The 13,589-nt window shown below is 64.6% G+C and carries 10 protein-coding genes; 4 read left to right on the forward strand and 6 right to left on the reverse strand.

The genetic code is table 11. The features are described 5' to 3' along the window. Positions 1–6: 6 nt before the first annotated feature. The 6 genes from RCF34_RS07940 to RCF34_RS07965 all read right to left on the reverse strand — a co-directional run bounded on the left by RCF34_RS07940 (position 7) and on the right by RCF34_RS07965 (position 8,799). The gene (locus RCF34_RS07940) at positions 7–1,017 is read right to left on the reverse strand and encodes an ABC transporter permease subunit (RefSeq protein WP_183631124.1); all 1,011 of its coding nucleotides are present in this window, start codon (positions 1,015–1,017) and stop codon (positions 7–9) included. Between the two features lie 360 nt (positions 1,018–1,377). After that, positions 1,378–2,796: an OprD family outer membrane porin gene (locus RCF34_RS07945; protein WP_308707699.1), complete on the reverse strand. Its 1,419-nt coding sequence runs from the start codon at positions 2,794–2,796 to the stop codon at positions 1,378–1,380. A gap of 146 nt (positions 2,797–2,942) precedes the next feature. After that, positions 2,943–4,535 (reverse strand): ABC transporter substrate-binding protein, encoded by a 1,593-nt coding sequence (locus RCF34_RS07950; RefSeq protein ID WP_308707700.1) that lies wholly within the window; start codon positions 4,533–4,535, stop codon positions 2,943–2,945. A 42-nt stretch (positions 4,536–4,577) separates the two neighbouring features. After that, complete coding sequence (locus RCF34_RS07955; RefSeq protein WP_308707701.1) at positions 4,578–6,176, reverse strand: ABC transporter substrate-binding protein; 1,599 nt, start codon at positions 6,174–6,176, stop codon at positions 4,578–4,580. Between the two features lie 70 nt (positions 6,177–6,246). Then, complete coding sequence (locus RCF34_RS07960; RefSeq protein ID WP_308707702.1) at positions 6,247–7,845, reverse strand: ABC transporter substrate-binding protein; 1,599 nt, start codon at positions 7,843–7,845, stop codon at positions 6,247–6,249. A gap of 246 nt (positions 7,846–8,091) precedes the next feature. Next, on the reverse strand, positions 8,092–8,799 hold the full coding sequence (locus tag RCF34_RS07965; protein ID WP_308707703.1) for an SIMPL domain-containing protein: 708 nt from the start codon (positions 8,797–8,799) through the stop codon (positions 8,092–8,094). 178 nt (positions 8,800–8,977) lie between these two features. Here RCF34_RS07965 and RCF34_RS07970 point away from each other — a divergent pair, with 178 nt between their 5' ends. The 4 genes from RCF34_RS07970 (at position 8,978) to RCF34_RS07985 (ending at position 13,506) form a co-directional block, all read left to right on the forward strand. Beyond that, a complete protein-coding gene (locus RCF34_RS07970; RefSeq protein ID WP_308707704.1) occupies positions 8,978–10,237 on the forward strand; it encodes an ATP-binding protein in 1,260 nt (419 codons plus the stop codon). 16 nt (positions 10,238–10,253) lie between these two features. Beyond that, positions 10,254–10,814: a response regulator transcription factor gene (locus RCF34_RS07975; RefSeq protein ID WP_007159542.1), complete on the forward strand. Its 561-nt coding sequence runs from the start codon at positions 10,254–10,256 to the stop codon at positions 10,812–10,814. Positions 10,815–10,936: 122 nt separating this feature from the next. Beyond that, the gene (locus RCF34_RS07980) at positions 10,937–12,670 is read left to right on the forward strand and encodes an ABC transporter ATP-binding protein/permease (RefSeq protein WP_308707705.1); all 1,734 of its coding nucleotides are present in this window, start codon (positions 10,937–10,939) and stop codon (positions 12,668–12,670) included. A gap of 83 nt (positions 12,671–12,753) precedes the next feature. Further along, entirely contained in the window at positions 12,754–13,506 is a 753-nt protein-coding gene (locus RCF34_RS07985) for a FadR/GntR family transcriptional regulator (protein WP_308707706.1), read from the forward strand. Positions 13,507–13,589: the final 83 nt, after the last annotated feature.

A 13,589-nucleotide genomic window follows, 5' to 3' on the forward strand; every position in this document is an offset into this window, starting at 1 on the left:
GGCGCATCAACGCTGGTGGCGGATGCGCGGATTGACCAGGCCGTAGAGGATGTCCACGACGAAATTGACCAGGATGACCAGGGTGGCGATCAGCAGGATGCCGTTCTGCACCACCGGGTAGTCCCGGGCGCCGATGGCCTCGATCAGCCACTTGCCGATGCCGGGCCAGGAAAAGATGGTCTCGGTGAGCACCGCGCCGGAGAGCAGGCTGCCGACCTGCAGGCCGAGCACGGTCAGTACCGGGATCAGAGCGTTGCGCAGGGCATGGACGAAGACCACCCGCTTGGGCGACAGGCCCTTGGCGCGGGCGGTGCGCACATAGTCCTCGCGCAACACCTCGAGCATGGCCGAGCGGGTCATGCGGGCGATCACCGCCAGGGGAATGGTGCCCACCACGATGGCCGGCAGGATCAGGTGCTTGAGGGCATCGACGAAGGCGCCGGGCTCGTCGGAGAGCAGGGTGTCGATGAGCATGAAGCCGGTGCGCGGCGGGATGTCGTAGAGCAGGTCCAGGCGGCCGGAAACCGGGGTCCAGCCGAGCTGCACCGAGAACAGCATGATCAGCAGCAGGCCCCACCAGAAGATCGGCATGGAGTAGCCGGTCAGGGCCACGCCCATCACCCCGTGGTCCACCGTGGTGCCGCGCCTGAGGGCGGCGATGATGCCGGCCAGCACGCCGAACACCGTGGCGAACAGCATGGCCGCCACCGAGAGTTCCAGGGTGGCCGGGAACAGGGTCAGGAATTCGTCCCAGACCCCGACGCGACTGCGCAGGGATTCGCCGAGGTTGCCCTGGGCGAGGTTGCCGATGTAGTCGAAATACTGCTGGTACAGGGGCTTGTCGAGGCCCAGGCGGTGCATGGCTTCGGCGTGCATCTGCGGATCGACGCGGCGTTCGCCCATCATGACCTCCACCGGATCGCCGGGGATGAGGCGGATCAGGGCGAAGGTCAGCAGGGTCACGCCGAAGAACGTCGGTATCAGCAGCCCGAAGCGACGGGCGATGAAGGCGAGCATCGGAGGGGGTATCTCCTCTTGAGGCTGATCAAGACGGCGCGAGTACGTGCCCGGCCGCGTTTTTAAGTGAAAGCCCGCGCAAAAGCTCATGAGCTTTTGCTCTGACTCTCAGACCTTGTGGGTCTGGATTCATCCCTGAAAGGACCGTCCTGGTCCGCGACGAACGAGGCCTGCGCGAGGCAGGCTCATTCGGTCCTACGAATAGGTTCGAAGAGCGCTCTGGGCCAGGGCTCCTAACCCGGCAGACTACCACGTTGCCACGGGCGTCGATATCCTCGACACGGCCAGGGCTTCGCCGGTGTTCGCGACGCGATCCCCGCCAGATGCCGGACACTGCGTGGAAGCCGCCGGGTCCTGCCATCACAGCAGGTTGAACGGCAGGGTGGAGACCAAGCGCAGCTCCTTGACGTTGCCGTCCACCTGGTTCTGGCTGGCGCGGTGATCGGTCAGCAGCAGACGGAAGCGGCTGTCCTTGAGGGTGCCCTGCTGCACCTTGTAGGTGGTGACCAGGCCGATCTCGCGGTGCTTCTCACCATCCTGCTGCAGGACCTCGGCATAGTTGGCGTACTTGCCGGCGCCGGCGTCGTAGTGGGTGCCGTCGATGTCCCAGCCCTTGGCGTACCAGACGCCGGTACTCAGGCCGGGCACGCCGAAGTAGCTCCAGTCGGTCTCGTAGCGCAGCTGCAGCGACTTCTCGTTGGGGCCGTTGTAGTCCGAGACCAGGGAGTTGGCCAGGTAGATGGCCGCGGTCTCGTGGGCGTAGTCGAAGTATTCGTTGCCGTCGATCTGCTGGTAGGCCAGGGTCAGGCTATGGGCCTGGTGGCTGCCGGTGAACGCCAGGCTCCAGGCGGTATTGTCGATGTCGCCGGCCTTGGCGCTGCCGGCGTCGACGGTGCGATAGGCGTTGGCTACCGCCTTCCAGGCGAAGGTGTCGAGAGTGCCGCCGGCCTGGGTGATGCTCAGGAAGTACTGGTTCCAGACGTCCTCGAAGTTGGCGCCATAGACGCTGACCTCCCAGCCCTGGGGCAGCTTGTAGTTGCCACCGAGAAAGCTCAGGCGGTCGGCGGTGACCTCGCGGGTGCCGTACTCGGTGGTCCACTTCTCGTCGCCGGCGCCGGTCCGCGGGCTGACGCGGGTAAAGCTGCCACCCTGCAGCGATAGGTTGTCCCATTCATCGCTGGTCAGGGCGAAGCCGTCGAAACCGGAGGGGAAGGGTCGGTTGTCGTTGTAGCTGATCACCGGGGTGTCGAGCATGAAACGGCCGATCTTGAGTTCGGTGTTGGAGACGCGGAAGCGCGCATCGGCGATGCCCAGCTTGGACCACTCGGCATGGCCCTCGCCCTCGGCGTTGGCCAGGGTGCGGTTGCCGCCGCCACCGATCTGGCCCTTGCCCCGCTCCAGGTTGGTGGCTTGATAGCCGGCGACGTCGATGCCGAAGCCCACCGGACCCTGGGTGTAGCCGGAGCTGTACTTGAGCGCCGTCGCCTGGACCCAGGTATTGCGCGAGTGGGTGCGTACCCGGGTGCCGTTCTTGCTGTAGCTGAAGATCGGATCGGAGCTGGTCTCCCGGGCGAAGAAGTTGCGCGTGGCCAGGGTCAGGCTGTCGTCAGCGAAAAAGCCCTTGGCGCCTTCCTGGCCCTTCACCGGCTTCTGCACGTTGGGCAGGGTCTGGACCTCGTTGGCGTAGCTGGGATCTTCCGGCGCCGGGGACTGGGCGTGGGCGGTCAGTGCCAGGGTGAGCAGGGAGAGGGCGAGGCCTCCCCGGTGGACGTTGGTCATCGGGTGTGCTCCAAAGCGGTCATTTTTTCTGTTATCTGGGCGTTTTCCGGCACGGCCGAACCCGTCGCGCCGAAACACGGCGCGAGGCGGGTGAGGTCGAGGGGACGGGCCGCCCGGGCCCGGTCGCTTACGGCATCAGGCGCCGATCAGTCGAGGGTTACCGTGGAGAAGTCGTAGACCCCCAGCGGACTCTGCACATAGCCCTGCACCTTGGGTTGCAGGACATCGGTGAACAGCGGGTGCGCCAGCGGAATCCAGGGCATCTGCTGGTGGAAGATCTGCTGGGCCTGCTCGTAGAGCGCGGTCCGCTTGGCCGGGTCGTTGATGCGCTTGGCCTGCTCGATGGCATCGTTGAAGGCCTTGTCGCACCAGAAGGCGCGATTCTCGCCGCCCTGCACCGCTGCGCAGCTCAGGTTGTTGGTGAGGAAGTTGTCCGGATCCCCGTTGTCGCCGGTCCAGCTCATCATCATCAGGTCGTGCTCGCCGGCCTTGGTGCGCTTGACGAACTCGCCCCACTCGAACTGGGTGATCTCGGCCTTGATGCCGATCTTGGCCAGGTCGCCCTGGATCAGCTGGGCCACCAACGCCGGGCTGCCGCCAGGCCCGGTACCGGTGCTGATGTAGTACTTGAGGGTGAAGCCATCGGCATACCCGGCTTCCTTGAGCAGCGCCTTGGCCTTTTCCACGTCATGGGGCCAGGGCTTGATGTCCTTGGCATAGCCCAGCAGCGAAGAGGGATAGGGATTGATCGCCGCCTTGGCGCCGCCTTCGCCGAACACCGTCTTCAGGTAGTTCTGCTGATCGAAGGCCATGGCGATGGCTTGGCGCACCCGCACGTCGCTCAGCGCCTTGTGCCTGGTATTCATCGCCAGGTAGGAGGTGGTCTGGCTTTCCACCTGGGCCAGCTTGACGCTCTTGTCCTGCTTGAGCATCGGCACGTCCTGCGGTTTGACCGTCAGGCCGATCTGGCACTCGTTGTTGCGTACCCGCTGGATGCGCACATTGGGATCCAGGGTCACCGCCAGTACCAGGCCGTCCATCTGCGGCTTCTGGCTGAAGTAGTCCGGATTGACCTTGTAACGGGTATTGGAATCCTTGGCATAACGCTGGAAGACGAAGGGACCGGTGCCGATGGGCTTCTGGTTGATGTCGTCGGTCTTCTTGCTGGCCAGCAGGCTGTCGGCGTATTCCTTGGACAGGATCGAGCCGAAGGCCATCGCCAGGTCGGCGAGGAAGGGCGCCTCGGGCTGGTTGAGGGTGAAGCGCACGTGGCTGTCGTCCACCTTGTCGATGGACTTGATCAGCGTGCCCATCTCCATGGCCGCCGCATAGGGATAGCCACTGGGGGAGAGGTTGTACCAGGGATTGTCCTTGTCGAGCATGCGCTCGAAGCTGAACACCACGTCGTCGGCGTTGAAGTCACGCGTCGGCTTGAAGTAGTCGGTGGTGTGGAATTTCACCCCCTGGCGCAGGGCGAAGGTGTACTGCAGGCCATCGGGGGAGACCTCCCAGCTTTCGGCCAGGCCCGGCTCCAGCTCGGCGGTGCCCTGCTTGAATTCCACCAATCGGTTGTACAGCGGCGTGGCCGAGGCGTTGAAGGTATAGCCGGAGGTGTAGCGACCCGGATCGAAGCCTTCCGGATTGGCCTCGGTGCAGACCACCAGGGGCCGGGCCAGGGCGGCATTGGCCGTCAGGCAGAGGAGGGCGGCGAGAGACAGCGAGAATAGCGGTTTGGACACGGAAGGCTCCTCGTGAAGGCCCGCGAGGCGGGTCGGACAGAATCAGCGGTCGAGGCTTACGCCATAGAAACCGGTGACGCCGAAGGGATTGATCTTGAAGCCCTGCACTTCTTTGCGCATGGGCTGGGACACCACCGAGTGGGCCATGGGGCTCACCGGCACCTGCTGGCGAATGAGCGCCTGCGCCTGCTCGTAGAGACAGATGCGCTCGGCCCGATCGTTGCTGGTCTTGGCCTTCTGGATGAGGGCGTCGTAGTCCTTGTCGCACCAGCGCGCATAGTTGCTGCCGCCGATGGCGCTGCAGCCGTAGAGCACGCCCAGCCAGTTGTCCGGATCGCCGTTGTCGCCGGTCCAGCCATAGGTCAGCACATCGTGTTCGCCGGCCTTGGCGCGCTTGATGTACTCGCCCCATTCGTAGCTGACGATCCTGGCCTTGATGCCGACCTTGGCCCAGTCCTGCTGGATCATCTGCGCCGACTGGCGGGCGTTGGGATTGGAGGCGCGCTGTACGGTCATGGCCCAGAGGGCGATCTCGGTACCGTCCTCTATCCCCGCCTGCTTGAGCAGCACGCGGGCCTTGGTCGGGTCATAGGGCGCGCCCTTGATGGTGGTGTCGTAGGACCACTGATTCGGCGGGATCACGTTCTGTGCGACCTGGCCGGCCCCCTGGAACACGGTGTCGACGATGGCCTGCTTGTTGATGGCCATGTCCAGGGCGCGGCGTACCTCGGGCTTGTCCAGCGGCGGATGCTGGACGTTGTAGGCGAGGAAGCCGACGTTGAAGCCCGGCTGCTGCAGCACCTTGAGGTTGGCATCCTGCTTCATCTCCACCAGGTCCGCCGGGCGCGCATAGCCGCTGACCTGGCATTCGTTGGCCTTGAGCTTCTGCAGACGGGTGGCGGCGTCGGGGGTGATGGCGAAGATCAGGTTGTCGAGCTTGACGTCCTCGGGCTTCCAGTAGTCCGGATTGCCCTTGAAGCGGATCACCGCATCCTTCTGGTAGCGGCTGAAGACGAAGGGCCCGGTGCCGATGGGCTGCTGGTTGAGCAGCTCGGGCTTGCCTTCCTTGAGCAACTGCGCGGCGTACTCGGCCGATTGAATGGAGGCGAAGCTCATGGCCAGGTCGGCGGCGAAGGCGGCATCGACCTTGTTCAGGGTGAAGACCACGGTGCGGTCGTCGACCTTGGCCACCTTGGCGATGTTCTGGTCCAGCCCCATGTCGGTGAAGTAGGGGAATTCCGTAGGATAGGCCTTACGGAAGGGCTGCTCCTCGTTGAGCATGCGCTGGAAGGTGAAGACCACGTCGTCGGCGTTGAAGTCGCGAGTTGGCTTGAAGTAGTCGGTGCTGTGGAATTTCACGCCCTGGCGCAGGTGGAAGGTGTAGGTCCTGCCATCCGCGCTCACGTCCCACTGGGTCGCCAGGCCCGGCTCCAGGGTGGTGCCGCCGCGCTGGAACTGCACCAGGCGGTTGAAGACCGTTTCCGCCGAGGCATCGAATTCGGTGCCCGAGGTGTATTGCGCGGGATCGAAACCGGCGGGGCTGGCTTCCGAGCAGTAGACGAGATTGCTCGCCGCCTGGGCGAGCGGAGCGCAGGCGAGCAGGCTCGCCGCCAGCAACGAGTAGGCGTAGGGAAGGCGCATGGGTCTTACTCCATCAGTCAAATGAACGGCCAAGGCCGGGAGTCTGGCTCCCGACCCTGGCCAAGCGGCTTCACTTGCTGACGCTGACGCCGTAGAACTCGTTCAACCCGAAGGGGCTGATCTTGTAGTCCTGGACTTCCTTGCGCATCGGCATGTAGACCGTGGAATGCGCGATGGGCGTCATGGGCACCTGCTGCTTGAGCACCTGCTGGGCCTGTTCGTAGAGCTTGGTGCGCTCGCCCTGGTCGGTCACGCGCTTGGCCTTGACCACCAGATCGTCGAAGGGCTTGTAGCACCAGCGGGAATAGTTGTTGCCGCCGATGGCGTTGCAGCCGAAGAGGGTCGCCAGCCAGTTGTCCGGGTCACCGTTGTCGCCGCTCCAGCCGATCAGCATGATGTCGTGCTCGCCGGCCTTGGCGCGCTTGTTGTACTCGCCCCATTCGTAGCTGACGATCTTGGTCTTGACGCCGATCTTGGCCCAGTCCTGTTGCAGGATTTCCGCCATCAGACGAGCGTTGGGGTTATAGGGACGTTGCACCGGCATGGCCCAGAGGGTGAACTCGGTGCCTTCCTTGAAACCGGCCTCCTTGAGCAGGGCCTTGGCCTTCTCCGGGTCGTAGGGCGCGTCCTTGATGGATTTGTCGTAGGACCATTGGGTCGGCGGCATGGCATTGACCGCCACCTGGCCGGCGCCCTGGTAGACGGCGTTGATGATGGCCTGCTTGTTGACGGCCATGTCCAGTGCCTGACGCACCTTGAGGTTGCCCAGATCGCCGTGCTGGGTGTTGTAGGAGATGTAGCCCAGGTTGAAGCCCGGCTGCGAGGGCAGCTTGAGATTCGGGTCCTTCTTCAGCCCGTCCAGGTCCGCCGGACGCGGATAGACGGTGATCTGGCATTCACCGGCCTTGAGTTTCTGCATCCGCACCGAAGGATCGGTGTTGATGGAGAAGATCAGATTGTCCACCTTGGGACCATCGACCTTGTCCCAGTAGTCCGGGTTGGCCTTGTAGCGGATCACCGCATCCTTCTGGTAGCGGCTGAAGACGAAGGGACCGGTGCCGATCGGCTTCTGGTTGATCTCGGCAGCCTTGCCGGCCTTGAGCAGCTTGTCGGCGTATTCGGCCGACTGGATCGACGGGAAGGGCATCGCCAGATTCTGCAGGAAGGCCGCATCCACTTCGTTGAGGGTCATGCGCACCGTGTAGTCGTCGACCTTTTCCACCTTGGCGATGTTCTGGTCGAGGCCCATGTCGGTGAAGTAGGGGAATTCGGTGGGGTAGGCCTTGCGGAACGGATTGTCCTTGTCCAGCATGCGCTGGAAGGTGAACAGGACGTCATCGGCATCGAAGTCGCGGGTTGGCTTGAAGTAGTCCGTGGTGTGGAATTTCACGCCCTTGCGCAGGTGGAAGGTGTACACCTTGCCGTCTTCGCTGATGTCCCAGCTCTCCGCCAGACCCGGCTTGACCTGGGTACCGCCGCGCTCGAACTGGGTCAGCTTGTTGAAGACGGTTTCCGCCGAAGCATCGAAGTCCGTGCCGGTGGTGTATTGCGCCGGATCGAAACCGGCCGGGCTGCCTTCGGAGCAGAACACCAGGTTGGTCGCCTGGGCCAGGGGTGCGCCGGCCAGCAGACCGGAAGCGAAGAGGGCAGCGAGTACGTTCTTGTGCATGGAGACCTCATGTCGGGGACGGCGCAACACGATGTGGCGTTGCGAAACAGAATGCCGGTGTCTTGTGGACAGATGAGCCCACATGCACAGCTTATGCCCATGTCCATAGCTCAGGCGAGCTATTGACCCTGAGCGACCCAAACAGGAAGCAGATGTCGCAAAGATGTAAGACGGGGTGTCGTGGCAGGAAGACGGTGCGCACTAAAAGTGCGCACCGAAACAGCGTTGTTACTTTTTTGCACTGGATCAGGGCATCTGTACTTCGATGGTGCCGCCCGCGGTCACTTCGACGGTGGTGCTGCCGGGGGCAACGTCCGGAGTCACCGCGTCACTGGCGGCCTTCATCGCCGACATGCGCAGCATCGGCAGCGGCTGGGGTACGCCGCTGGTGCCCAGGTCCAGGTTGACGATGCGATAGCCCGAGCCACCCAGGGCCTCGGTGGCCAGCTGGGCGCGCGCCTTGAAGGCGGCCACGGCGTCCTTGAACAGGGCATCCTCCTGCTGCTTGCGGGTGCCGTCGGCGATGGTGAATTGCAGGTTGCCCATCTTAAGGTTGCCCAGCAGCTCGCCGGTCAGCTTGGACAGCGCGGCGAAGTCGGCGCTTTCCAGACGCAGTTCACCGCGCTCGCGCCAGGCATTGATGGCGCGGCCCTGGTCTTCGTAGACCGGGTAGGTGTTGCGATTACCCAGGGAGACGTCCACGCCCGCAACCTTGCGCGCCTGTTCCAGGGCCGCGTTGAGGGTCTTGGTGGTGTCGCTGGCCAGGGCCGCCGGATCCTGGCCCTGGCTTTCGGTATAGAGCATGACCTGCATGCGGTCGCGCGGTACCTCGCGGCTGACCTCGGCCCTCAGGCTGATCTGGTTGTAGCGCGCTTCGTCGGCCTGGACGCCGGTGGCGAGCAGGGCGCTGAACAGGGCGGCGCCCAGTACGAGCGGACGTAGGGAAAAGGTCATGGTGTTCTCCTGATTGGCGGTACGGAAGCGGTGTGACCGCGGACCCGGCGGATGGTGCGTCGCTTTGCCGCGTCGGCGGCTGAGGGCGGACGGCTCTCGCTATAATGCCGAGTCTGCTCTGACCGGCAGGCCCGCCAGGGGCTGCCGTCTCGATCGTTTCTTGCGCCTGGAACCTCGCATGTTCTCCTTGCCCGTTCAATGGTTGTCCGCCAATCGCCAGAATCTCGGGCGCCTGGTCATCATCCGCGTGCTGGTGCTGGCCGCCCAGGCCGGCTCGGTGGGCATCGCCCGCCTGTCGGGCATCGTCCAGCTGCCCTGGACGGCCCTGGCCATCACCCTGGGCGTCTCGGCGGTGCTCTGCCTGTTCGCCGCCCTGCGGCTGACCCGCCCCTGGCCGGTCACCGAGCAGGAATACGCGGCGCACCTGGGTTGCGACCTGGCCATCCACAGTGCCCTGCTGTATTTCGCCGGGGGTCCGACCAACCCCTTCGCCTCCTATTACCTGGTGCCCCTGACCATCGCCGCGGCTACGCTGCCCTGGCTCTATACCCTGGTACTGGCGGCCCTGACCCTGGCGGTCTTCTCGCTGATGCTGCTGTCCTACGAGCCGCTGCATCTGCTGGTGGCCAACGATGGCGCGGTGCTCAGCTACGGCATGTGGCTGAGCTTCGCCCTGTCCGCCGCCGTCATCACCCTGTTCGTCGCGCGCATGGCCACCGCCCTGCGCGAGCAGGAAAGCCTGCAGGCCCAGCGCCGCGAACAGGCCATGCGCGATCAGCAACTGCTGGCCGTGGCCACCCAGGCCGCCGGCGCCGCCCACGAGTTGAGTACGCCCCTGTCCACCATGAGCGTGCTGCTCAAGGAACTGCAGCAGGAGTACGGTAGTCAGCCGACCCTGAGTGAGGACCTGGCGCTGTTGCAGGCCCAGGTCGGGCAGTGCAAGCAGACCCTGCAGCAACTGGTACGCGCCGCCGAAGCCGACCGCCGCCAGACGGTGCAGGAGCAGACCGCCGTGGAATGGCTGGAAGCGACCATGGATCGCTGGCACCTGATGCGACCGGAAGCTACCTACAGCTTCGAGGTGGTCAGCCTGGGCACGCCGCCGCGCCTGACGCCGCCGGTCGAACTTACCCAGGCACTGCTGAATCTACTCAACAATGCCGCCGATGCCTGCCCGGAAAACCTGGCCATCCGTCTGCACTGGGATGCCCGCGAGCTGTGCCTGTCGATCCGCGATCACGGCGCCGGGGTGCCCCTGGCCATCGCCGAGCAGCTCGGCAAGCCCTTCTTCACTACCAAGGGCAAGGGCTTCGGCCTGGGCCTGTTTCTCAGCCAGGCCAGCGTCACCCGCGCCGGCGGCACGGTGAAGCTCTACAATCACGAAGAAGGCGGCACCCTGACCGAATTGCGCCTGCCGCGGCACTACGCCCTGGCGTGAATGCCTGGAGAATTCTATGACTGACGACCTCAACAGCGGTTTCGACGACCAGCCCCATATCCTGCTGGTCGACGACGATCCCACCTTTACCCGGGTGATGGCCCGCGCCATGGATCGCCGCGGCCTGCGCGTGTCCATCGCCGACAGTGCCGAGGAAGGCCTGCAACTGGCCAAGGAAGACTTGCCGGACTACGCCGTGCTCGACCTGAAGATGGAAGGCGACTCGGGTCTGGTGCTGCTGCCCCAGCTGCTGGAGCTGCATCCGGAGATGCGCGTGGTGATCCTCACCGGCTATTCCAGCATCGCCACCGCGGTGGAAGCCATCAAGCGTGGCGCCACCAACTACCTGTGCAAGCCAGCCGATGCCGACGACGTCCTGGCCGGCCTGCTCGCCCAGCACGCCGATCTCGACACCCTGGTGCCGGACAATCCCATGTCGGTGGATCGCCTGCAGTGGGAACACATCCAGCGGGTGCTGTCCGAGCACGAAGGCAACATCTCGGCGACCGCGCGCGCCCTGGGCATGCACCGCCGTACCCTGCAGCGCAAGCTGCAGAAGCGTCCGGTACGTCGCTGAGGCATGCCATCGCCCACGATCTGCGTGGGCGAAACTGTTACATTGTTTCAGTCAGAATTCGTTCAGGCTCTCCGGCATAGGCTGTGCAGGCGTCTCGTTGAGCAGTCCTTGAGAGTCCGAGCATGTCCGAATCCGCCGTACCCGTGCCCTCCGTCTACGGGGCTTCCCGTGGGCATTTCCTGGCCCGCGTCTGGGCCCTGATCACTCCCTATTGGCGCAGCGAAGAGAAAGGCAAGGCCTGGCTCCTGCTGTCAGTGGTCATCGCCCTGTCCCTGGCCGGAGTCGGCCTGTCGGTGGCCCTGAACACCTGGTACCGCTACTTCTACGACGCCCTGCAGAATCGCGATCTGGCCGCCTTCATCCGGCTGATGCTGTATTTCTGCGGGCTGGCCGCCACTGCCATCCTGCTGGCCGTGTACCGGCTCTATCTGACCCAGGCGCTGACCATCAACTGGCGCCGGTGGCTGACCGAAAAGCACTTCGGCCTGTGGCTGTCCGATCGCAACTACTACCAGCTGGAGCGCGAAGGCGGCGCCGACAACCCCGACCAGCGCCTCACCGAAGACATCCGTGACTTCGCCGAAACCACCCTGAGCCTGGGGCTGGGTTTCATCCGTACCGTGGTCAGCCTGGTGTCCTTCAGTATCATTCTGTTCGGCATCTCCGGCGACATCACCCTGTTCGGCATCACCATCCCCGCCTACATGTTCTGGGCGGCGCTGATCTACGCCACCATCGGCACCTGGCTGACCCATCTGATCGGCCGCCGGCTGATCGGCCTCTACAACCAGCAGCAGCGCTACGAAGCCGACCTGCGTTTCGGCCTGATCCGCGTGCGCGAGAAGGCCGAGAGCGTGGCGCTGTTCCGCGGCGAAGCCAACGAGCACCGGCGCCTGCTGGATCGCTTCGGCTACGTCTGGGGCAACTACCACCTGGTGATGAACTACACCAAGCGGCTGACCTTCTTCACCGCCGGCTACAGCCAGATCGCCATCATCGCCGGCTTCGTGCTGGCGGCGCCGCGCTACTTCTCCGGCAAGATCCAGCTGGGCGACCTGATGCAGATCAACTCGGCCTTCGGCAATGTCCAGGAGAGTCTCAGCTGGTTCGTCGACGCCTACGTCAGCCTGGCCGGCTGGCGCGCCGTCTCCGATCGTCTGCTGACCTTTCGCGAGGCCATGGCCGAATTCAGCCAGGAGGCCGATATCCTGGTGCCCCATGCCAGTGACAGCGACCTGATCCTGGAAGGGTTGTCCCTGGGCGCCGCTGGCCGGTTGCTGCTGCATCCCACCGATCTGCGCATCGTCCGTGGCGAGCACCTGCTGATCGAGGGTGCCTCGGGCAGCGGCAAGAGCACCCTGTTGCGGGCCCTGGCCGGACTCTGGCGGCAGGGGCAGGGCGGTATCGCCGTACCGCCGGGGCGCCAGCTGTTCCTGCCGCAGCAACCCTATCTGCCCATCGGCACCCTGCGCGAAGCCCTGGCCTATCCGCAGCCGGTGGGGGCCTACACCGACGAGCGCCTGGGCGAAGTCCTGCGGCACTGCCGCCTGGACCACCTGGTGGAGCACCTCGACGAAAGCCGTCATTGGGAACGTACCCTGTCACCGGGCGAGCAGCAGCGCGTCGCCCTGGCCCGGGCGCTGCTCTATGCCCCCGACTGGCTGTTTCTCGACGAAGCCAGTTCGGCGTTGAGCGAGGCGGACGAGCGGGCCCTCTATGAGCGCCTGCTGGCGGAAAACCCCGGTCTGACCCTGGTCAGCGTCGGCCATCGTCCGAGTCTGCGCGCCTACCATCGTCGCCACCTGTTGCTGGAGGGTAAAGAGTTGCGTCCTAGAGCGGTCGGCGAAGCATTCTGATATGGACTGGGCGGTCTAAATCGGGCGTTTGGGAAGAGGGGGGTGCTATGATTCCAGAGTCCCTTCAATCGGTACGAGAATCCATGTCAGCACCCACCGTATCCCGCCCCCGAAAAAGACCCCGTAGCCTGGCAGAAGAGGTCGTCGGTGTGCTGATCCAGCAGATCGGCGACGGCCAGTTCCAGCCCGGCGACAAGCTTCCCACCGAGTCGGCCATTATGCAGGCTCAGGGCGTGAGCCGCACCGTGGTACGCGAGGCCATTTCCCGGCTGCAGGCCGGCGGCTATGTGGAGACTCGCCACGGTATCGGCACCTTCGTGCTGGAGCGGCGCCCCGAGTCGCCGCTGCCGATCGATCCGGCCACCATCACCACCCTCAAGGACGTGCTGGCGATGCTCGAGTTGCGCATCAGCCTGGAAGTCGAGGCCGCCGGCCTGGCCGCCCAGCGCCGCTCGGCCGAGCAACTGCAGGCGATGTGGGCGCTGCTGGAAGCCATGCGGACCGGCGTCGAGCAGCCCGATCGCGCGGTGAGCGCCGACCTGGAGCTGCACCTGCTGATCGCCAGCTCGACCGGCAATCGCTATTTCAGTGACATCATGAGCTATCTGGGCACGGTGCTGATTCCCCGTACCCGCCTCAATTCCGCCTATCTCGCCCACGATGACCAGCAGCTCTACCAGCGCCGTCTGGATGCCGAGCACGAAGCCATCGTCCAGGCCATCGAAGACGGCAACCTGGAGGCGGCCCGCGCCGCCATGCGTCTGCACCTGAGCAACAGTCGCGAACGGCTGAGACGTGCCCATGAAGAAATGGAGCGTCAGGCGGAAGAGGTCTGAAACAGGGCTTGAGCGCGTCGAGGAGCATTTTTCTGGTTGGGGCTTGCCCCTTCCATAAGAGAGGTTGTACGATGACTTACAAC

The sequence above is a fragment of the Pseudomonas sp. 102515 genome, assembly GCF_031085165.1.
Classification (GTDB): Bacteria; Pseudomonadota; Gammaproteobacteria; order Pseudomonadales; family Pseudomonadaceae; genus Chryseomonas.